The sequence below is a fragment of the Robiginitalea sp. SC105 genome (genome assembly GCF_014243345.1).
GTDB lineage: Bacteria > Bacteroidota > Bacteroidia > Flavobacteriales > Flavobacteriaceae > Robiginitalea.
The window spans coordinates 1,138,533-1,160,391 of sequence record NZ_JACLZF010000002.1 but is presented as its reverse complement, the minus strand read 5'-3'; the positions used below and the strand labels follow the sequence as shown (position 1 = coordinate 1,160,391).

General features: G+C 56.1%; 17 protein-coding genes. 8 read left to right on the top strand and 9 right to left on the bottom strand.

Annotated features, from left to right (window positions below; genetic code table 11):
- Window position 1: 1 nt before the first annotated feature.
- Window positions 2–898 carry a family 16 glycosylhydrolase gene (locus H7F20_RS14130; RefSeq protein ID WP_255444104.1) on the bottom strand — a complete coding sequence of 299 codons (897 nt, stop codon included), beginning with the start codon at window positions 896–898 and terminating at the stop codon, window positions 2–4.
- A 104-nt stretch (window positions 899–1,002) separates the two neighbouring features.
- Window positions 1,003–3,318 (bottom strand): ATP-dependent helicase, encoded by a 2,316-nt coding sequence (locus H7F20_RS14125; RefSeq protein WP_185786809.1) that lies wholly within the window; start codon window positions 3,316–3,318, stop codon window positions 1,003–1,005.
- 125 nt (window positions 3,319–3,443) lie between these two features.
- Here H7F20_RS14125 and H7F20_RS14120 point away from each other — a divergent pair, with 125 nt between their 5' ends.
- From H7F20_RS14120 to H7F20_RS14105, 4 genes are all read left to right on the top strand, one after another.
- The gene (locus H7F20_RS14120; RefSeq protein WP_255444103.1) at window positions 3,444–3,998 is read left to right on the top strand and encodes a DsrE family protein; all 555 of its coding nucleotides are present in this window, start codon (window positions 3,444–3,446) and stop codon (window positions 3,996–3,998) included.
- An 8-nt stretch (window positions 3,999–4,006) separates the two neighbouring features.
- The gene (locus tag H7F20_RS14115) at window positions 4,007–5,287 is read left to right on the top strand and encodes an amidohydrolase (protein WP_185786808.1); all 1,281 of its coding nucleotides are present in this window, start codon (window positions 4,007–4,009) and stop codon (window positions 5,285–5,287) included.
- A 57-nt stretch (window positions 5,288–5,344) separates the two neighbouring features.
- Window positions 5,345–6,136 carry a hypothetical protein gene (locus H7F20_RS14110; RefSeq protein ID WP_185786807.1) on the top strand — a complete coding sequence of 264 codons (792 nt, stop codon included), beginning with the start codon at window positions 5,345–5,347 and terminating at the stop codon, window positions 6,134–6,136.
- A 70-nt stretch (window positions 6,137–6,206) separates the two neighbouring features.
- The gene (locus H7F20_RS14105; protein ID WP_185786806.1) at window positions 6,207–6,725 is read left to right on the top strand and encodes a hypothetical protein; all 519 of its coding nucleotides are present in this window, start codon (window positions 6,207–6,209) and stop codon (window positions 6,723–6,725) included.
- A gap of 3 nt (window positions 6,726–6,728) precedes the next feature.
- Here the strand turns inward: H7F20_RS14105 and H7F20_RS14100 are convergent, their stop codons facing one another.
- Together H7F20_RS14100 and H7F20_RS14095 are read right to left on the bottom strand one after the other, a co-directional pair.
- Entirely contained in the window at window positions 6,729–7,634 is a 906-nt protein-coding gene (locus H7F20_RS14100; protein ID WP_185786805.1) for a patatin family protein, read from the bottom strand.
- Window positions 7,631–9,715, bottom strand: a complete 2,085-nt coding sequence (locus H7F20_RS14095) for a M1 family metallopeptidase (RefSeq protein ID WP_185786804.1) — start codon at window positions 9,713–9,715, stop codon at window positions 7,631–7,633. The genes H7F20_RS14100 and H7F20_RS14095 overlap by 4 nt, the downstream gene beginning before the upstream one ends.
- A gap of 73 nt (window positions 9,716–9,788) precedes the next feature.
- On the opposite strand from H7F20_RS14095, the gene recG reads away from it, so the two are divergent.
- A complete protein-coding gene (gene recG, locus H7F20_RS14090) occupies window positions 9,789–11,894 on the top strand; it encodes an ATP-dependent DNA helicase RecG (RefSeq protein ID WP_185786803.1) in 2,106 nt (701 codons plus the stop codon).
- A 45-nt stretch (window positions 11,895–11,939) separates the two neighbouring features.
- On the opposite strand, the gene H7F20_RS14085 is transcribed toward recG, so the two are convergent.
- Window positions 11,940–13,049: a DUF2911 domain-containing protein gene (locus H7F20_RS14085; RefSeq protein WP_185786802.1), complete on the bottom strand. Its 1,110-nt coding sequence runs from the start codon at window positions 13,047–13,049 to the stop codon at window positions 11,940–11,942.
- Between the two features lie 282 nt (window positions 13,050–13,331).
- Between H7F20_RS14085 and leuC the strand changes: the two genes are divergently transcribed.
- The 3 genes from leuC to H7F20_RS14070 are packed head-to-tail and all read left to right on the top strand — an operon-like array spanning window position 13,332 to window position 16,920.
- Complete coding sequence (leuC, locus tag H7F20_RS14080; protein ID WP_185786801.1) at window positions 13,332–14,741, top strand: 3-isopropylmalate dehydratase large subunit; 1,410 nt, start codon at window positions 13,332–13,334, stop codon at window positions 14,739–14,741.
- Window positions 14,742–14,776: 35 nt separating this feature from the next.
- Window positions 14,777–15,373, top strand: coding sequence for a 3-isopropylmalate dehydratase small subunit (leuD, locus tag H7F20_RS14075; RefSeq protein WP_185786800.1), 597 nt, complete (start codon window positions 14,777–14,779; stop codon window positions 15,371–15,373).
- A 29-nt stretch (window positions 15,374–15,402) separates the two neighbouring features.
- On the top strand, window positions 15,403–16,920 hold the full coding sequence (locus H7F20_RS14070) for an alpha-isopropylmalate synthase regulatory domain-containing protein (protein ID WP_185786799.1): 1,518 nt from the start codon (window positions 15,403–15,405) through the stop codon (window positions 16,918–16,920).
- A 10-nt stretch (window positions 16,921–16,930) separates the two neighbouring features.
- Here H7F20_RS14070 and H7F20_RS14065 read toward each other — a convergent pair whose 3' ends face one another.
- The 4 genes from H7F20_RS14065 to ilvN all read right to left on the bottom strand — a co-directional run bounded on the left by H7F20_RS14065 (window position 16,931) and on the right by ilvN (window position 21,852).
- The gene (locus tag H7F20_RS14065) at window positions 16,931–18,100 is read right to left on the bottom strand and encodes an MFS transporter (RefSeq protein ID WP_185786798.1); all 1,170 of its coding nucleotides are present in this window, start codon (window positions 18,098–18,100) and stop codon (window positions 16,931–16,933) included.
- Window positions 18,101–18,130: 30 nt separating this feature from the next.
- A complete protein-coding gene (locus tag H7F20_RS14060; RefSeq protein ID WP_185786797.1) occupies window positions 18,131–19,717 on the bottom strand; it encodes an NADP-dependent glyceraldehyde-3-phosphate dehydrogenase in 1,587 nt (528 codons plus the stop codon).
- Window positions 19,718–19,730: 13 nt separating this feature from the next.
- Complete coding sequence (ilvC, locus tag H7F20_RS14055; RefSeq protein WP_185786796.1) at window positions 19,731–21,206, bottom strand: ketol-acid reductoisomerase; 1,476 nt, start codon at window positions 21,204–21,206, stop codon at window positions 19,731–19,733.
- A gap of 118 nt (window positions 21,207–21,324) precedes the next feature.
- Entirely contained in the window at window positions 21,325–21,852 is a 528-nt protein-coding gene (gene ilvN, locus H7F20_RS14050; RefSeq protein WP_185786795.1) for an acetolactate synthase small subunit, read from the bottom strand.
- Window positions 21,853–21,859 lie beyond the last annotated feature (7 nt).

The window sequence follows — 21,859 nt, the reverse complement described above, 5'->3', positions numbered from 1 at the left end:
ACTAGGGTACCTGGTAAACCCGGACGTAATCCACTTCCATGGTGGCCGGGAAGATCGAATCGTCTACCCCCTGCTGACCGCCCCAGTCCCCCCCGACGGCAATATTCATAAGGAAATAAAAGGGTTGGCTGAACGGCCAGTTCTCGGCGGTTACCGGGATGGACCGCCTGAATATAAGTTCCACGTTGGTGGGGTCGTCGAGGTAAAATTTGATGTATTTGGATGTCCACAGGATGCCATAGGTGTGGAATTCCTCATCGATGGTTGGCAGGGGCACGGGCCCCGAGGTAATCTGCGTCCCCTTCCTGTGGTTGTTGGCTTCACTGTGAAGGGAAAAGTGCAGCTGGTCGGGTTCAAAACTCACATATTCCATGATGTCGATCTCACCGCACATAGGCCAGCCCACGGTACCGATATTGGAGCCCAGCATCCAAAGTGCCGGCCAGATACCATTGCCTTTGTGCTCGGGGATCCTGGCCCGTATTTCCAGTCGCCCGAAGGTGAAAGCCTGCCGGCTGTTGAGACGTGCGGATTCGTAATCCCCCACTTGCCTTCCCGGTCCGGTCTTGCGGGCAGTGATCTTCAGGGTGCCGTCGCTCACTTCGGTCACCCCGTCGGTCACGTAATTCTGCCACTCGTTGTTCCCCCAGCCATGGGCCCCGGTTTCAAAGCGCCATTTTTCAGTGTCCAGTTCAGCCCCGTCAAATTCATCGCTCCAGACCAGTTCCGCAGCCTCCCAATAATCCGGGGCATCCACATCGGGAAGGGTGCCCGAATTACCCTGGTTAGCAGGTATTTCCACGGCATCGGTTTCCTGGGCGCTTCCGTTGGACTGGCATCCCGGAAACAACCCTCCGGCCAGAAAAAGAATCAGATAAAACAAGCGTCTGTCGGACATAATCATAGACTTTTTTTAAGGAAGATGAGCGGAGACCAATTACGTGCCCACCACCCGGGAAGATACAATATTCATTGGGATGATTCGCTTCCCCCCCCCGGGGCTTAATCTAGCACGCGGAGTTTCGCAAACCGCAACAGCAACTTCTTTACATCCCCCCGCTCAAATTTTATCTCGGCTTTCTTGTCATTGCCAACACCCTCCACCTTTAGGACGGTTCCCTGGCCAAAGCGGGTATGGTCTACCCGGGTCCCCTCCTGCAGGTCCGCGATCGCCGTATCCGGTTCACTGGGGGCCGAAAGCCCGGGTTTAAGTTTCCGCAGACGCCGGAGCTCTTCCGGTTTGGGGCCTTTCCGTTCAGGGGGTGTCCCGGAAACCGGCTTGGTTTGCCGGAGCCGGCTCCTGTCCACATCCCCGAAAATATCCGAATCGATCAGGGGGCGGAACCGGTAGTTGTCGACGGGCGTCAGGTTTTCAATATACTCCTCGGCGATCTCCTCTATAAATCGGCTGGGCTCGGCGTCAATCAGCTTGCCCCAGCGATACCGGTTCTGCGTATAGGTCAGGTAGGCCTGCTTCTCCGCACGGGTTAAGGCCACATAGAACAGCCGTCGCTCCTCTTCCAGCTCGCTCCGGGTATTCATGCTCATGGCCGAGGGAAAGAGGTCTTCTTCCATCCCCACGATGTACACATAGGGAAATTCCAGCCCCTTCGCCAGATGGATGGTCATCAGCGCCACCCGGTCCTCATCACCCGTATCCTTGTCCAGGTCGGTGGCCAGGGCCACATCCTCCAGGAATTCGCTCAGGTCTCCCCGGGCATCTGCCAGTTCCTTCTGCCCTTCCACAAAGTCCTTGACCCCGTTGAGCAGTTCCTCGATGTTTTCCATCCGGGCGATACCCTCGGGGGTACCATCCTTCTTGAACTCCAGCAGCAAACCGGATTTCTTGGCGACGTGTTCCGCCAGGGTAAAGGCGTCGGCGGTTTGGTTCAGTACCTGGAAACTGCGGATCATCGTGGCAAAATCGGCAAGTTTGCGGCGCGTGCCCCCGTGGAGCCCGAGCGGTTCCCTTTCCAGGTTTTCGATCAGCTCAAAAATCGTTTTCCCGGACTGGTTGGCGGCCACGGTCAGTTTGTCCACCGTCGTCTGGCCAATGCCGCGCGCCGGGAAGTTGATAATGCGCTTCAGCGCCTCCTCGTCCCCGGGGTTGATTACCAGGCGCAGGTACGCCAGGATGTCTTTGATCTCCTTGCGCTGGTAAAAGGACAGGCCACCGTAGATCCGGTACGGGATATCCCGCTTCCTAAGGGCATCCTCAATGGCCCGGGACTGGGAATTGGTCCGGTACAGCACGGCAAAGGACCCGTTTGGCAATTGCTGCTGCATTTTCTCCTCAAAAATCGAAGAAGCCACAAACCGGCCCTCCTCCGCATCGGTCGGACTCCGGTGCAGCTTGATGGGAGCCCCCTGTTCGTTGGAGGTCCAGACCACCTTTTCCAGTTGGTTCTTGTTCCGGGCGATCACACTGTTGGCCGCCCCCACGATATTCTTGGAGGAACGGTAGTTCTGTTCGAGCCGGTAAACCGCCACATCGTCGTAATCCCGCTGAAAGTTGAGGATATTGCTGATGTTTGCGCCCCGGAAGGAATAGATACTCTGCGCATCGTCCCCCACCACGCATATGTTCTGGAAGCGGTCCGCCAGGGCCCGTACAATCAGGTACTGGGAGTGATTCGTATCCTGGTACTCGTCCACAAGGATATACCGGAAGCGCTCCTGGTATTTGTGGAGCACCTCGGGAAAGCGGTTGAGCAATTCATTGGTCCTCAGGAGCAGGTCGTCAAAATCCATGGCCCCTGCCTTGAAGCAACGGTCCACGTAATTCCGGTAGATTTCCCCCAGCCTGGGTCGTTTCGCCATGGCGTCCGCCTCCATCAGTTCCGGGTTCTGAAAATAAGCCTTGACCGTTATCAGGCTGTTTTTATAGGAAGAGATCCGCTGCTGTACCTGTTTATATTTGTAGACATCCTTGTCCAGGCCCATCTCCTTGATGATCGAGGCGATCAACCGCTGGGAATCCTGGGTGTCGTAGATGGTAAAGTTGCTGGGGTAGCCCAGTTTGTCCCCGTCGTACCGAAGCAGGCGGGCAAATACGGAATGGAAGGTCCCCATCCAGAGGTTCTTGGCCTCCCCGGTCCCGACGATATCCGCGATGCGCTTTTTCATTTCCCGTGCCGCCTTGTTGGTAAAGGTGAGCGCGAGGATATTAAAGGCATCCACACCCTGATTCATCAGGTGGGCAATCCGGTAGGTAAGCACCCTGGTTTTTCCCGAGCCTGCGCCGGCTATAACCATAAGCGGGCCATCCTTGTGCAGAACAGGGGCTTTCTGGGCATCGTTGAGGTCATCGAGGAACATGCGCGGCGGCAACTTTTGAGACGGTGAATTTAGCCATAATTCACCGCAACCTCAAAACGGTCCCGGGTGGATTTATAAACAATCCCCCGGGGGTTTTTACCAATTTGAATATCTTTAGCCCTCTTATGGCTCCACCAAAGAACGTTTTATGGATTGCCTGCCTGGTTTCGCTGATGTGTGGCCCTCATAATGCGCACGCCCAGGAAAAGGCTACGGGGCCTGTCATCCAGGGCTATGGCCCAGCCTGGGAGGTACCCGGGGCGACATTCCCTTTGGAACCGGGGCGCCCTTTGCGGATGGTGCTCGAAATAAGCAGTACCCCGGAAGACAAGGCCCTGATAAACCCCTGGCTGGAAACCGCGGCGAGGTTCCTGAACATGCACGCCCGTTCCGGCGTTTCCACCAGCGATCTGCAGGTGGCTCTGGTGGTCCATAATGCAGCCGCCCCGGACCTGCTGGCAAACCCTCATTACGCTGTCCGTTACGGGCTGGAGAACCCAAATGCCGAAATGTTGTCCGAGTTAATGGCAGCAGGTGTGGAAATCGTCCTCTGCGGCCAGTCCTCCGCATCCCGGGACGTCCCCATCGAAAATACGGTGCCGGGCGTACAACTGGCATTGTCGGCCATGACGGCCCTTATCCGGTATCAGGACCGGGAATACCGATTGATTAAATTTTAAACCAAACCATGAAAAAATTACTCTCTTATTTACTACTGGTTTCCGCAACCGCAGTTTTTGCGCAAAACGGGGACCTTCAGGCCGAATACCAGGCCATCGAGTCCAAGGTGATCGACTGGCGGCACGATATCCACCAACACCCCGAACTTTCCAACCGGGAATTCCAAACCGCAGAAAAAATTGCGGCGCACCTTAAATCGCTGGGTATCGAGGTGCAGACGGGTGTCGCCCACACGGGTGTCGTTGGCATTCTCAAGGGTGACGGCCAGGGAAAGGTAATAGCCCTGCGGGCAGACATCGATGCGCTGCCGGTACGCGAACGCAACGACCTGCCCTTTAAATCGGAGGTAACCGCCGAATTCCTCGGGGAAGAAGTAGGGGTTATGCATGCCTGCGGGCATGACACGCATACGGCCATCCTGATGGGCGTGGCGGAAATTCTTTCCAAACACACCGATAAAATAAACGGAACGGTGAAATTTATCTTCCAGCCCGCCGAGGAAGGACCTCCTCCCGGGGAAGAAGGCGGTGCCCTGCTGATGGTCAAGGAAGGTGTCTTGAAAAACCCGGATGTGGATGCTATTTTCGGGTTGCATATCAATTCACAGACTCCCGTTGGAACCATTCAGTACAAGTCCGGAGGGGCGATGGCCGCAGCCCAGGAATTTACCATACAGGTCAAAGGCAAGCAGTCGCATGGTTCTCAGCCCTGGTCCGGGGTAGATCCGATCCTGATCAGCGCCAAGATCATCGATGGACTGCAGACCATCATTTCCCGTGAGGCGGAACTTACGAACGAAGCGGCTGTGATCACCGTTGGGAAGATCAAGAGCGGCGTCCGCTTTAACATCATCCCGGAAAGCGCCGAGATGATCGGTACGATACGGACCCTGGACTACGGCATGAAAGACCTGATTAACCGAAGGATGCAGGAAATGGTTACTGGTATTGCCAGGGCCTACAACGGAGAAGCCACCCTGACCATCCGGGATGCGACGGACATCACTTATAACAACCCGGAACTGGTGGAGCAAATGCTACCAACCCTGCGGCGCGTGGCAGGTGAACAAAACGTTCAAAATTCCAAGGCGGTTACGGGGGCAGAAGATTTCTCCTATTACCAGCGGGAAGTTCCCGGGTTTTTCTTCCGCCTTGGGGGCATGACCCCTGGAAACACCGAATCCTTTCCGCACCACACGCCGGATTTTAAAATTGACGACGACGGGATGCTGCTCGGTGTAAAGGCGATGACCGAGCTGACCCTGGACTACCTTGGCAGTGGCCAATAAATTTCCCGGGGCTATTGCCCTGTCGATTATATTTGCTGAAAATTAGAAGTTCCACCTATGAAAAATAATTCCCGCTCCCTGTTGCTTTACACCACTATGGTACTGCTCGGGTTGCTGTTTGTGAACCCGCTGGTTGCCCAGCGCCGGAGCGAACTCATGGCACAGATCGACACCCTGGAAGCCCGCCTGCTTAAGACCAAGCGCGAACTGGCCGAATCCCAGGCCCGCGAGAAGGCCAGCCTGGCCAAGGCGGATTCATACGAAAGCCAGGTGTCGGAACTCAAGGATGCCAATGCCACGCTCCTGAAGAACCTGGGGAATTTTGCGGAAGTCTCCAACAAGAACACCTCGGCACTGAACCAGGCCCTCGGGTCGCTCCAGGCCAAGGAACAGGAGCTCCGTGCCATGACCAATACCATGAGCAGTAACGACTCTTCCATCATCGCCCTGCTGACCGACGCCAAGGCCACGCTTGGGCCGGATGCCAAATTAAAGGTGGCCGGGGGAAGCCTGGTGATTTCGGGTTCCCTCGAGCAATTGTTCGGGGGGGATACTTCGGCCGAACTGACCGAAGGGGCAGCAAGTTGGGTCGAGGGGATCGCCAAGCTTTTAAAATCCCACCCAAAGCTCGGGGTGACCGTCGAAGGGCTTTCAATGGTCGGCGACCTCGCACTGGCTTCCCGTCAGGGAACCGCAGTGATGAATGCCCTCAGGGACCAACAGGGTATTGCACCTGGCCGCATGGTGGCCCGGGGAAGGGACGGCAACTTCAGCGAAGGGGTGGATATCCTGATCCACCCGGATTACCGGAGTTTTTACCAGGGCGTCAAGGCGCAAACCAAGAATTAGGCGCCGCAGGAATAATTTTTGGCGGTTTGGGGCGTTTTCCTCAAGAAACCAAACCTAAAACGACTTTATCATGACCGGAGACGGAATTTTTCAGCTTTTCGCCTATTTACTCCCTGCCGTAGTCACCGGCGCCGTGGCATTTTATTTTTTCAGGTTGCATACCCGGAACGAGGAAGGGCGCAGGCGGTACCTGCTCCATAAGGAAAGTCAGAAAAATGCATTGCCAATCCGGCTGCAGGCCTATGAACGCATGGCCCTGTTCCTGGAACGGATTTCCATCCCGAGCCTTGTGGTGCGCGTCGCCCCGAAGTCCGCGGATAAGTCGGACTACGAGAACCTGCTCATCAAGAATATCGAAAACGAATTCGACCACAACCTCTCCCAACAGATCTACATGACGGACGAGTGCTGGAATGTGATCAAGGCAGCCAAGAATGCGACGATACAGGCTATCCGGAAAGCCGGGATGAGCACTTCCGAAACGGCCGAAAAATTGCGGGAGGACATCCTGAACGAAACCATGGACAAGGCTTCTCCTTCGGCCACGGCCCTTTCCTTTGTCAAAAGGGAGATAGGAGAACTCTGGTAGCCCCTATTCCGGTTCCAGCTGGCTGGCCTGCTCGCTTTTGGAGGCCGCGTATAAATAACCGCTTTCCCACCACTGGGACATCTGCTGTTTGTCGAAAATGAGCGAATTGGTCGTCAGGATAGTCGGGGTGTAGTAAAAATTGATGATTGCGCCGTTGTTGCTGGCCACGTGTTTACCGATCTTGATATTCTGCTGCTCGATACGGTCGAGCATAAAGGCAAAGATATTCGTCATCAGGGAAAAAGCATTCCGGGACGGCATCCGGTTGAGATGGGTGACCTCCGTGTGCAGGATGATCGCATCCACCTCGGTCGCACCCCTTCGGATCGCCTCCTCGATGGGGACCATGGAACCGAGGCCGCCATCTGCATACTCGCAGCCGTTTTTCCGTACCAGGCTCATAAAAGGGATGTAGTTACAGGAAATCCAGATCCATTCGCAGAACTCCTCGTATTCAAAATCGTTTATCGACTTGTATTCCACCTGGTTCAGCGACAGGTTGGAGACGGTTACGACCAACTCCTTGTGGCTTTCCTTCAAGGTATAAAACTCCTCGGGGGTGATGGTATCCTTTATCAGCTTCAGCAGGTTGTGGCTCTCCCCAAAGGTCTTGCTCCCCCTCATGAAGTTCCCCATTACGGCCCAGTGGTTGATCCCGATACTGTTTACCCCGTGTTTGTGATGGATGGTAAAGGGACGGTTGCTGAAAATACTGTTTTGGTTCACACTGGTGTACACCTCCCGGATCTTATCGATTTTCCCCAATGCCAGGTGGGTAATCAGCAGGCTACCCGTTGAGGTGCCCAACAACAAATCGTAATCGTGGCCCCGCTCCTCGATCAGGAACTGGGCAACGCCTCCTGCAAAAGCGCCTTTGCTCCCGCCCCCTGAAATGACCAATGCCCTCATAATTGTGCTATTTTATCATAAACATACGCATATTGCTGTTTTGGCAGGTCGCTTGCCAGGGATTCCCATAATCCCCGCTCCGGCCTGGCAGCCATCAGGTCGTCCAGCATGCGGCGGGCAAAGAGGCGGAACTGCCAGCTGTGGTGTTCCGTTGCCCTGAGCAGGTCCAGCAGGTTATCCCTGCCAAGTGCGTCCACCTGGTTGAGCAGTAAAAAGCCGTTTTCCCGGACTTCCGGGGCATATCCCGGGCCGGTGGTAGCACGTAGGGCCGACAGGTATTCCCGGGCCTGGACCGGGGTTGCATATCCTTCGGTGAGGAGGGCCAGGAGCAACCAAAGCTGCCTGAGGGCAGGTGCCTGGAGGAGTGTGGGCGCAGCCGTCCGGTCCAGGTAACGGGCCCGGTTCTCCGGAAATTCCGTCCAGAGCCTGTAAAGCGCGGCTTCCCGGATTTCATAGCTGGGTGCCTGCAGCAGCTCCTCCAGGTGTGGAAGCATCCATGGCTCTGTTGGACCCAGGCTGCTGAGCCAGGCCTTGCGTACCTCGATGCGGGTATCCTCAAAGGCACGTTCCCACTGTTCCCGGGAAAAGGAATTCGCGTAGCGCGTCAGGAGGGCCGCCCGGTAAGCCGGTGCCTCAAAGGCCTCCCAGGCCTGATCCAGGTCCCCGGAATCGGCAGTTTCTCCCGTTTCCCGGATAAAATCCAGGTAATAGGCAAGGGATTCATCGTATTTCCTCAACAGGGCTTCGGCCTGCTCCCAGGGGAAATGCTCCGATTCCAGCCAATCCTCCCGGAAACTATCCAGGGGCAGGCCCGATGTCCCCATGATATCCAGGAACCCGGAAACCGTGGCATTGTCAAACGCAAAGGTTTCCAGGTAGGTACGCATCCCTATTCGAAAGGCATCGTCCCCCAAGGCCTCCCTCAGTGCAAACAAGGCCCAGGCACCCTTTTCGTAAAAGGTCAGGCTCCCCGCCCCCGGGTTCAGCAGGGACTCCCCTTCCCCATCCGCGTCTAATTGGCGCAAGGCACTGGCGGTCCTGTAGAGCGTCCAGAACATATGGCGCTGCCCCAGGATCTCCCCTTCTGCCTGATAGGCGTAAAACGTGGCAAACCCTTCATGCAGCCAGTGCTGCCCCCCATCCGTTTCGGTAACCAGGTTGCCGAACCATTGATGTGCCAGCTCATGGGCGTTTACATTGAGATAGCTGCGGTCGTTGTTTCCAATAGAATCGACCAGGTAGGCATCCGAAAAAAACGTAGCCCCTGTATTCTCCATTCCTGCATAGAGGAAATCCCGGAGGGGTACTTGTTTGTAAGTCTGCCAGGGAAAGGGCAGGCCGATTTCCTGCTCCAGGAAATCAAATACCTCCCGTGTATGGCTGTAGGTGGTCCGGGCTTCTTCCCTCCTGCCCTTTGGAAAAAACAACCGGATGGGTACCCCTGAAGCTGAAGCGATACGGAAGTCCTCGAATTTCCCAATCGCGAAGGCAAGCAGGTAGCTGCTCATAGGCGCCTCCATATCGAAATCCCATCGGGTCAGTACCCCGGTGGTGTCCCTTGACCGGAGTCGTCCGTTTGCGATCACGGCATATTGGGGGGCCGCCAGTATTTCCAGATCAAATACCACCTTTTCCCGCATATCGTCAAAACTGGGTACCCAGTGGCTGCTGTATTTTCCCTGTCCCTGCGTCCAGATTTGTTCATTGTCCGGCATGCTGTCATCCCAGCCGATAAAATAGACCGTTTGGGTTGGTCGGGCTTTATAACCAACATGTATCCGATGGATCCCTTCCGCTTCCGGGGCAGGCAAACGGAGTTGCCCCTCATCCTGTTTAAACGGAACCTCCTCCCCGTTCAGGCGTACCCCTTCGATGGTCATGTCCCGGGCGTCCAGGCGGATGCTGTCCGGCCGGCCCACGGTTTGGAACGTATAGTCCACACTGCCTGTAACCGACCGGTCGGCCGGATCGGGCCGGATCGAAATCGCACCTGTGAGGAAATCCACCCGTGCCTGCTGGCCATATCCGGCAGTCAGCAGCCAAAAGGCCACCAGGGTAAAACATAGTAGGTGTCGCTGCACGTCACGGGTGTTTAGACCAAATTTAGGCATTTGCACGGTTGCAGGAATATTGGGGAACCCTTAATTTAGTCCGATGCAACCCGATCCCAGGCAAACCTCCCTCGCGTACCTGAAAGGAGTCGGGCCCGGCAGGGCCCGGCTGCTGGAATCCGAGCTGGGCCTGAAAACCTTCCAGGACCTCCTGTACTTTTTCCCGAACCGCTACATCGATAAATCCCGGTACTACACCATCAGCGAACTGGAACGGAGCAGTGCAGAGGTACAGCTGGTGGGAAAGATCGTGCACCTTAAAACGGTGGAACAAAAAAGGGGGAAGAGGCTGGTGGCTACTTTCCGGGACGACACCGGGGAGATGGAGCTTGTCTGGTTCCGCAGCCAGCAATGGTTCCGGGAGCGGCTCAAACTCGGGGAGCCCTACGTGATCTTCGGACGGGTCAACTGGTACAATGGGGCGTTTTCCATGCCACACCCGGATTTGGAACTGCTCTCCAAACACGAGCAGCAAAAGCGCCTGAGGATGCAGCCCGTCTACCCGTCTACCGAGAAACTGAGCCGGCAGGGCGTGAGCAACCGGCTGCTCACCCAGTGGGTGGCAACCGTATTGGGGCAGTTGCGGGATGGCCTGCCTGAAACGCTCCCTGAATCCATCCTTGGCTCCCTCCGCCTGCTGCCCAAATCCAGGGCCCTGGTACAAATCCATTTCCCGGATTCCAATGCGCTCCTGGCCCGTGCCCAGGCCCGCCTCAAGTTCGAGGAACTATTTTACATACAACTGGCCCTGCTTTCCAAGAAAAACGAACGCAAACAGCGCATCAAGGGGTTCCTCTTTGAACAGGTTGGCGAGCGGTTTACCACTTTTTATGAAAAATACCTGCCCTTTGACCTCACAGAGGCCCAGAAACGGGTGCTGCGGGAAATCCGCGCAGACCTTGGAAGCAATGCACAGATGAACCGGCTGCTCCAGGGGGATGTGGGCTCTGGCAAAACCATTGTCGCAGTACTTTCCATCCTGCTGGCCCTGGATAACGGGTACCAGGCCTGCCTGGTTGCCCCCACGGAGATCCTGGCCCAGCAACACTTCAACGCGGTACGGGAACTTCTGGACCCTATGGGTATTCCCGCCGGCCTGCTTACAGGGTCAGTCCGGGAAAAAGACCGGAAACCGATGCTCGCCGCCCTGGCCGATGGGTCCCTGCCCATCCTGATAGGTACGCACGCCGTCCTGGAAGCCCGGGTGGTTTTCAAAAACCTGGGCCTGGCAATCATCGACGAGCAACACCGCTTCGGGGTCGCACAACGCGCGCGGCTCTGGAAGAAAAATGAGCGGCCACCCCACATCCTGGTCATGACCGCGACGCCGATTCCCCGCACCCTGGCCATGAGCCTGTACGGGGACCTGGATATCAGCCTGATCGACGAATTGCCCCCGGGCAGGAAGCCGGTGCGGACCGTGCTAAGGAGCGATGCCGACCGGCTCCGCGTATTCCGTTTCCTGAAGGATGAAATCGCAAAAGGCCGGCAGGTATATATCGTTTATCCGCTGATCCAGGAATCGGAAGCCATGGATTACAAGGACCTGATGGACGGCTTTGAGAGCATCAGCCGGGAGTTTCCCCAGCCCGCTTACCAGGTTTCCATCGTGCACGGCCAGATGAAGCCGGAAGCCAAGGAATATGAAATGCAGCGCTTTGCCAGTGGGAAAACCCATATCATGGTTGCCACCACGGTGATCGAGGTGGGCGTAAACATCCCCAACGCCAGCGTCATGGTCATTGAGAGCGCCGAGCGGTTTGGCCTGTCCCAACTCCACCAGTTGCGGGGCCGGGTGGGACGCGGGGCCGACCAGAGCTATTGCATCCTGATGGGTGGCCCCAAGCTTTCGGAAGATGCCAGGACCCGCCTGCAAACCATGGTCCGGACCAGCGACGGTTTCGAAATTGCCGAAACCGACCTGAAACTCCGGGGGCCCGGCAACCTGATGGGTACACAGCAAAGCGGTATCCTGAGCCTCCGCATCGCCGACCTCGTACGTGACCGTGAACTGCTGCAGTCTGCGTGCCAATTTGCCCAGCAACTGCTGCGTGAAGACCCGGCCCTAACACATCCGGAAAACCAGGTGGTCCGCGCCAAGCTATCCCGGATGGAGGTATTTAAGAACCGCTGGGATTACATCAGTTAAGCCGGCAAACGGGCAAAGCCCATCCAGGACGTATCCCCTGCGGTTTCAGTTTATATCCTCCCCTGCCTCGATTTTGGCTATATTGGCAGCAATGGCGTTCTGGTTCAGTTCATCCGGAGCCCGTTCCTGGGCAATTTTAAGGTGTTTCAGTGCTTTCTCATAATCCCCGATGGCGCTGTACCCCCTGGCCAGACCTAAATCAACCGGCCAGGTATTCTTGTGGAGTTTGGCATTTTTCTGGAAGACCTTCAGGGCCTCCTGGGGGGCCCCGGCCGCAATCAATTGCCGGCCATACGTATGCACCTCGAAAACGGTCCCGAGCGGCAGTGCCTCGTCGATAATCGCTTCGGCTGCATCCGTTTTGTTCTGTGCCCTAAGAATTTGAGCTTTTACAACCAGGTTATTGAAGTTTTTCTGGCTGAAAAACTGATCTGCTATGGCTGCATTGATCCAGCCCAGGGCTTCGTCCAGGTCCCCCCCGTTGTTAAGGGCATAATTAGCTGCCTGCTCCCAGGACTGACGCGAAAAACCTTCCTCGTTTTCCAGGTCCTGCCGGATTTTAGCCAGGACAATTGCAGGGGTGTTGAAGGCGATTGTAAACGGGATTTCCTTTTCTTCCCAGCGCAACCTGGCGGTAGTGGAATTCACCGACAGGTCCGTAAAACTGTATTCCAGCCATTCGGTATGCGGGGATTCCTTCATCTGGACATCCACTCGTAAGGCATCCTGTGACGGGTCGTAGAAGAAACTTCCCCAGGCGGTGTTCTTTTTGGAAAAAATAATGGTCGCCCTGTTGTCCGGTTCAATAATCATGTGGAGGCCATAGGTGCCGGCAGCCAAATCCATGCCTTCCACCTGTGCATTATGGGTCAGGGTGATGGTCGTGTTTTCATCCGCCCCAGCGCGCCATGGCGATTCCTTGGCCGTACCAAACCCCAGGTTGTTCATCCCGTAAGGCACCAGGGCGCCCCAGATTTCGCGGTCGTTGACACGCGGGCGGGAATAATCGATGGTCACATCGCTGATACCCACGCGCTGGGTAACCGATGCCTTCTGGCTTCCTCTGGGGAGTTCCAGCTGCGCATGAAGCGACAAAGCTGTGAGCGAGAACACCGCAAGGGCCAGGCCCCGCATTGTGAAATAAAAGTGTTTCATACCGTTTGAATATTAGTTGATTTGCTGTTAGATTCCTTGAATTTAGTGCCCGGTCCATACAGCATAAGTTAGTGAATTGTTAAAGAAGAAGGCCTGCCTGTTAAAAAGTCGCTGTTTCCGGTAACCCCGGACGGGCCTTACCCTTACACTGCCTGTATGCGCTTCCATTCCTATTAGGAATTTCCTTGGGCATCGTAATTTGGTGCGAGCCGATTTTCGGAAAGGCCGGTATGTTCGTATCTTCGTGCACGCTTTTTGTTAAATTTCCGAGTAACCCGAATTATGAGCAAAACACTTTTCGATAAAGTCTGGGACTCCCATGTAGTCCGCAAAATAGACAACGGGCCCGATGTCCTGTTTATAGACCGCCACCTGGTCCACGAAGTAACCAGCCCGGTCGCCTTCCTCGGATTGAAAAACCGCGGGATACCTGTCCTGTACCCGGAACGGACCTTCGCAACCGCAGATCACAACACGCCTACTCGAAACCAGCACCTGCCGGTACAGGATCCGCTTTCCGCCAACCAATTGCGCGCCCTGGAAAACAATGCCAGCGAACACGGCATCCCGTACTGGGGGCTGGGCCACGAGAAGAATGGGATCGTTCACGTCATCGGCCCTGAGAACGGGATTACCGTTCCGGGTGCCACCATCGTATGCGGGGATTCGCATACCTCCACCCACGGGGCTTTCGGGGCCATTGCCTTCGGAATCGGCACTTCAGAGGTGGAGATGGTCCTTGCCACTCAGTGCATCATGCAGCCCAAACCCAAACGGATGCGCATCAACATCAATGGCAGCCTCAACGAAGCGGTAACCCCAAAAGATGTTGCCCTGTATATCATTTCCAGGCTCACGACCTCCGGGGCTACCGGTTACTTCGTCGAATACGCCGGCGAGGTATTCCGCAATATGAGCATGGAAGGCCGCATGACCGTCTGCAACCTGAGCATCGAGATGGGTGCCCGGGGCGGGATGATGTCGCCGGATGAAAAGACCTTCGAATACGTGCGGGGGCGCGAATTTGCCCCGAGCGGTGCCGATTGGGATTCCGCCATGGCGTACTGGAAAACCCTGTATTCAGACGCCGATGCCGTATTTGACAAGGAAATCAACTTCAACGGGGCGGACATCGAACCGATGATCACCTATGGGACCAACCCGGGGATGGGTGTCGGAATCTCGAGGAGCATCCCGAAAGCCGAATCGATGGAAGGCGGGGTGGCTACCTACCGGAAATCGCTTGAATACATGAACTTTGCCGAAGGGGAGGCGATGATTGGGAAGCAGGTGGATTTTGTTTTCCTTGGCAGCTGCACCAATGGCCGGATCGAAGACTTCCGGGCATTTGCCAAAATCGTGAAGGGACGGAAGAAGGCAGACAACGTGACTGCCTGGCTCGTACCCGGTTCCCACAAGGTAGAGGCCGCCATCCGGGAGGAAGGCATCCTGGATGTGCTCCGGGAAGCCGGGTTTGAATTGCGCGAGCCTGGCTGCTCGGCCTGCCTGGCGATGAATGACGACAAGATCCCCGCAGGGAAATACGCCGTCAGTACCTCCAACCGGAATTTCGAAGGGCGGCAGGGCCCCGGTGCGCGCACGCTGCTGGCAAGCCCCCTTGTGGCTGCTGCGGCCGCCGTCACAGGAAAGGTCACGGATCCCAGGGAACTCCTGGAACCCGAACTCGCCTGAGCCAACCACTAACTGCAAACCTAGAAACGCAACCCATGGCATACGACAAATTCACTGTTTTGAAAAGTACGGCAGTCCCCCTGCCAATAGAAAACGTCGACACGGACCAGATCATCCCTGCGCGCTTCCTGAAAGCTACCGAACGCAAAGGGTTTGGCGACAACCTGTTCCGGGACTGGCGCTACAACCCCGACAATTCCCCCAAGGAACACTTTGTCCTGAACAACCCGATCTACCAGGGGAAAATCCTGGTGGGGGGCAAGAACTTCGGGTCGGGTTCGTCCCGCGAGCATGCGGCTTGGGCGGTCTACGATTATGGCTTCCGCTGCGTGGTCTCGAGTTTTTTTGCGGATATTTTCCGGAATAATTGCCTGAACGTGGGTGTGTTGCCCGTGCAGGTCAGCGCAGCTTTCCTGCAGCGCATCTTCGAGGCCATTGAAAAGGACCCGGGTGCCGAACTGGAGGTAAACCTGCCGGAACAAACCATTACCCTCCTGCCTACCGGAGACAAGGAGTCTTTTGACATCAACGGGTACAAAAAGCAGAATATGCTGAACGGCTTTGACGATATCGACTACCTGCTCAATATGAAGGAGGAGATCAAATCATTCGCGGGGGATACCCCCCTTTAAGCGCCGGACCACCTGCCGGCTGACATCCCATGGAAAAACGACGGATCGAGATCATGGATACCACCCTCCGGGACGGGGAACAAACCTCGGGGGTATCCTTTACCGCTTCTGAAAAACTGACCCTTGCCAAACTCCTGCTGGAGGAATTGAAGGTTGACCGGATCGAAGTGGCTTCTGCGCGCGTGTCCGAGGGAGAATTTGACTCCGTCCGCCAGATCACTGCCTGGGCCCGGGAGAACGATCTCTTGCCCCGGGTTGAGGTCCTCACCTTCGTGGACGGCGGGGCCTCCCTCCAATGGATGGAACAGGCCGGTGCCATTGTGCAGAACCTGCTGACCAAGGGTTCGCTCAACCACTTGAAGTACCAGTTGAAGAAGACCCCAAAAGAACACTTCAGCGATATTGAAAAAGTTATTGAGAAGGCCCGGAAACAGGGGGTGCGTACGAATGTCTACCTGGAAGACTGGAGCAACGGCATGCGCAATTCCAGGGAATACGTTTTTGAATTCCTGGATTTCCTGGAAGGGCAGCCCGTGGACCGCATCCTGTTGCCCGATACCCTGGGGGTCCTGACCCCTGCCGAAACCGGAGAATTCCTGAAGGAAATCATCTCCCGCTATCCGAAAGGGCATTTCGACTTCCACGGGCACAACGACTACGACCTGAGTGTGGCAAATGTCATGGAGGCCGTTGGTGCCGGGGTGCACGGATTGCACCTTACTGTCAATGGAATGGGCGAGCGGGCCGGAAACGCGCCCCTGGCCAGTGTGGTGGCCGTGCTCAATGACTTCATGCCCGAGGTAGCCATTGGCGTGAACGAAACCTCCCTTTACAAAGTGAGCAAGCTGGTTTCGGCCTTTACCGGGATCGGCATCCCGGCCAACAAACCCATTGTCGGGGATAACGTATTTACCCAGACCGCTGGCATCCACGCCGACGGCGACAGCAAGAAAAACCTGTACTTCAACGACCTGATGCCGGAGCGTTTCGGCAGGGTACGGAAGTACGCCCTGGGAAAAACCTCCGGCAAGGCGAACATCCGGAAAAACCTGCAGGAGCTCGGCCTGACCCTCAACGAAGAGGAACTCCGCAAGGTAACGGCCCGGATCATCGAACTCGGGGATAAAAAGGAAAAAGTCACTCGGGAAGACCTGCCCTACATCATCTCCGATGTGCTGGGGAGCGGGTCCCTCCAACAGCGGGTGTTTATCCGCTCCTACGTGCTCACCCACGCCAAGGGCCTGCAACCGTCAACCTCGGTTGCCCTGGAGATCGAAGGGGAAAATTACGAGGCGCATGCACAGGGAGACGGGCAGTTTGACGCATTTATGAATGCGCTCCGCAAGGTATACCGGTCCCTGAAAAAGCCCCTGCCCAACCTTATCGACTATGCCGTGCGGATCCCCCCAGGCTCCAATTCGGATGCCCTCTGCGAAACGGTGATTACCTGGCGGCAGGACAACCGGGAGTTCACTACACGCGGGCTGGATTCCGACCAGACCGTTTCTGCCATCAAGGCTACCGAAAAAATGCTGAATATTGGGTAGTTTCCGCTGGTCAGTAGCGTTTTCTGCTCCGGGCATACAGGTAGATCCAAAGGGCGATCAGGGCCCCGAGAGCTGCGAGCAGTGCCCCTACCCTCCCTGCGTATACCACCCCGTAACCAAAAGCTATCGGCAGGCCGGCTACATAGGCGCCGATGGCGTTGGCGATATTGAAGGCGCTCTGGTTCATGGAAGAAGCCAGCATCTCGGACCCGAACGAAGCCTGGATGATCGCTATCTGGATGGGTGCGGCCAGCGTAAAAGTAACGAGCCCGACCACAAAGCACATGACCAGTACCCAGATCGGGTAAACCGCGAGGTAGGAATTGAGGAGCAGCATCAGGGACATGCCGGACATCCCCACGCAGATGGCACGGACCGCCCCCATTAGTTCCTCCATCCGGGCCCCGATAAAATTCCCGACTACCATCCCGATCCCGGCGAGGATCATCGCATAACTGACCGTGGTCTCCGAATGCCCGGAAACGTCAATCAGCAGGGGGGCGATATAACTGTACCACGCAAAAAATCCGCCGGTTCCGATAGCCGTAAGTGTCAGCAGTGCCCATAACTTCCTGTTTTTTAAGGGGGATACCCCGGTTTCCCCTTCCGTTGCCGCCCGCACCGCCGGCATCCAGAAAAACAGGGCGGCAAGGGTCAACGCCCCGACTGCCCCCACCAGGACAAAGGAAACACTCCAGTGCATGGTATTTCCGATATAAGTGCCAAAGGGCACGCCGACTACGTTGGCTATGGTAAACCCGGAAAACATCTTGGCAATGGCCTGGGCCCCTTTGCCCTCCGGGGCCAGGCGGGCCGCTATCACGGCGCCAATACCAAAAAATGCCCCATGGGGCAGGCCGGAGAGGAACCGTACCGCGAGCATGGTCCAATACCCGTCTGCAAACCCCGAGAGCGTATTGAAGATGGTAAACCAACCCATGAGTACCAGCAGGGAGCGACGGGAAGGCCAGCGGGAAATAAGCCCGGTCAGCAGGGGGGCGCCCACTACCACGCCCAGGGCATAAGCCGCGATGAAGTGGCCGGCCTGGGGAATGGTCACCTGAAGGGAACCGGCCACCTTGGGAAGGATCCCCATGATCACGAATTCGGTCAGCGCTATGCCAAAGGCGCCCATGGCCAGGGCAATGTAAGCCCGGGTGTGTGTTCCTTTTTCAGGCATTGGCGATGTGTTTTACCTGGGAGCCCTCCCTCACAGGATGTAATCCGTGCTGATGAAATTCGATGCTTTGGTATCGAGCAATTGCTCAACGGTTTCCACATTGATGGGGTTGTCCTTGAAGGCGACGAAGGTGCGGATCGAGAAGGACCGGAGCGCATCGTGAACGCTGAGGGTCGATTGGGCGGAATCCTTCCGTCCCGTAAACGGGTACACATCCGGGCCCCGCTGGCAGGAACTGTTCAGGTTCACGCGGCAAACCAGGTTGGCCAGCGTATCGATCAGGGGTGCAAGGGTGTAGACATCCTTGCCAAAGAGGCTCACCTGCTGTCCGTAATTGCTTTCGGCCATATCGTCCAGGGGTTCCTCGATTTCCCGGAACTCCAGCACGGGGATCACCGGCCCGAACTGTTCTTCCTGGTATACCCGCATGTCCTTCGTCACCGGGAAGAGGACGGCCGGCCAGATATAATTTTCGGTCTGCTGCCCCCCCTTCTTATTGAGGATCTTTGCGCCTTTGGACAGGGCGTCATCGATCAGTTCCCGGATGTATTCGGGTTTCCCGGGTTCCGGAAGCGGGGTAAGTTGTACCCCGGGGTCCCAAGGGTTCCCGAACGGCAGGGCATCCACTGCGGTCGTAAACCGGCCCAGGAATTCCTCCCGGACCTCTTCGTGCACATATACGACCTTGAGGGCCGTACACCGCTGGCCGTTAAAGGACAGGGTACCGGCCAGGCATTCCTGTATACTGAGTTCCATATCGGCATCCGGCAGGATGATGGCCGGGTTTTTCGCCTCCAGTCCCAGGACCAGCCGGAGCCGGTTGCTCTTCGGGTGCTGTTCCTGCAAGGCGTTGGCGGATTTGCTGTTCCCTATCAAGGCCAGTACATCCACCTTGCCGGTCTTCATAATGGGGGCTGCCACCGCCCTGCCCCGGCCGAAAAGCACATTGACCACGCCCTTGGGGAAGCTGTTTGCAAAGGCCTCCAGCAGGGGGGTGATGAGCAGGACCCCGTGCTTGGCCGGCTTAAAGATGGTGGTATTCCCCATGATGATGGCGGGGATCAGCAATGCAAAGGTTTCATTCAGCGGGTAGTTATAGGGGCCCAGGCACAGGACAACTCCAAGTGGCCCCCGCCGGATATGGGCGTAAACCCCCTGGTGCTTGTCGAACTTCGCGGAATTCCGGTCCAGTTCCCGGTATTCTTCGATCGTGTCGTATATGTATTCAACGGTACGGTCAAATTCCTTTTCGGAATCCGGCAGGGACTTGCCGATTTCCCACATGAGCAATTGCACGATGCGCTCCCGTTTGCCCTCCATCTGTTTCACAAACTTCTCCATGCATTCGATGCGGTCGCGGACCTTCATCGTCGGCCAGGCCCCCTGCCCTTTGGCATAGGCGCCCATAGCGGCATCCAGGGCCTGCATGGCCTCGGTTTCCCCCATATCAGGGATACTGCCCAACAAAGTGGGCTGGTAGGGACCCGGTTCCGAAATGGTGGAATAAACCTCAGATACATCCCCAGCCCACTGGCGCAATTCGCCGCCAACCAGGTAGGTCCTTTGGGCAATGGGTTCCGTTAGTTTATATTTTTCGGGGATTGGCTGGGTGGTCATAGGTCGCAATAGGTTAAACAATGGGTTTCATGGCGGTCATGGAAGCCCGCAGCCGGGCACCCACGATCTCTACCGGGTGGCTCCTCAGGGCTTTGTTAACGGCGATCAGGCGGGCATTGTCCACGCCGTTGTCCTTGCCCGAACCATAGGATTTGCCAATGACGTCCGTGCTTACTTTTGCCATGAAATCCTTCAGCAGTGGTTTGCAGGCATGGTCAAAGAGGTAGCAGCCATACTCCGCTGTGTCCGAGATCACACGGTTCATCTCAAAAAGCTTTTTGCGGGCGATGGTGTTGGCGATTAGCGGGGTTTCATGCAGAGACTCATAATAGGCAGATTCCCCGATAATACCGGATTCCGTCATGGATTCGTAGGCGAGCTCCACGCCGGCCCGCACCATGGCCACCATCAGGACACCGTTGTCGTAGTACTCCTGTTCGCTGATCTTGTCGCTGCCGGCCGGGGTTTTTTCAAAATTGGTCTCCCCGGTGGCCGCCCGCCAGGTAAGCAGGTTTTTATCGTCATTGGCCCAGTCTTCCATCATCGTTTTGGAGAAATGCCCGCTCATGATATCGTCCATATGTTTGCGGAACAGGGGACGCATGATGTCCTTGAGTTCTTCGGAAAGCTCAAATGCCCGGATCTTCGCCGGGTTGGACAGACGGTCCATCATATTGGTGATCCCGCCGTATTTGAGCCCCTCGGTAATGGTTTCCCACCCGTACTGGATGAGCTTGGAGGCATAACCAGGTTCGATCCCACCGGCTACCATCTTGTCGAAACAAAGGATGGAACCGGTTTGCAAAAGCCCGCAGAGAATGGTCTGCTCTCCCATCAGGTCCGATTTGACCTCTGCCACAAAGGAGGATTCCAGCACGCCGGCCTTATGTCCGCCAGTGGCCGCCGCGTAGGCTTTTGCCAGGGCAAGCCCTTTGCCTTCCGGGTCGTTTTCCGGGTGCACGGCAATCAGGGTCGGCACCCCAAAACCCCTTTTGTATTCTTCCCGCACCTCGGAACCCGGGCTTTTGGGGGCTACCATAATCACCGTCAGGTCCTTGCGGATCTGCATGCCTTCTTCAACGATATTGAACCCGTGGGAATACGAAAGCGTGGCCCCTTTCTTCATGTGGGGCATAACCGCACCGATCACATGGGTATGTTGCTTGTCGGGTGTCAGGTTGATCACCAGGTCGGCCGAAGGGATGAGTTCTTCGTAGGTCCCCGCCTTAAAACCGTTTTCAGTTGCATTCTGGTAGGATGCCCGTTTTTCCCTGATGGCTCCCTCGCGGAGGGCATAGGCAATATCCAGACCCGAATCGCGCATATTCAACCCCTGGTTGAGGCCCTGGGCGCCGCATCCCACAATTACGATTTTTTTGCCCTTGAGGGCCGATACTCCTTCCGAGAATTCGGAAGGGTCCATAAACCGGCATTTTCCTAGTTGTTGCAGTTGCTCCCTGAGGGAAAGCGTATTGAAGTAATTTGTCATGATTGGTTTGTGTTCTGGTATACTGAATTTTAAATAGTGGTGTTCGTTTATATCTGCCGGGGGGCTGGGAAAACGTACTCCTTACCTGCCTGAATATCCGATGGGGCCCCTGTTTGGCTCAGGCCTGCTGGAATTCGGCCAGGAGTGCCGTAATCGGCATTTCCGCCTTGGTCACTGCAATCCGCCCAGACCGGACAAACTGCATGATCCCGAAAGGTTCCAGCTGGTCGTGCATCTCATCGATTTCACTCCGCCGTCCGGTTTTGGCCAGCACAAAGAAGTCCCGGCTCACCGTAACGATCTGGGCATGGCTTTCCTTGATGATATTCTGGATCTGCCGCTCGTCAAAAAGCAGGTGGGACGCGATTTTAAACAAGGCAGATTCCTGGTAAATAGTTTCCTCATCGGTGTGGTAGAAGGCTTTGATAACCTCGATCTGCTTCTCGATCTGGGCTACGATGTGCCGGGTCCAGTTCTCGGTCGTATTTACAACAATCGTGAATTTTGAAATCCCCTCTATCTCTGATTTTGAAACATTTAAACTTTCTATATTGATGTGTCTCTTTAAAAATATCCCCGAGATCCTGTTCAACAGGCCTACGTGATTTTCAGAGTATACGGAAATGGTGAACCATTGATTTTCCATAGTGTGC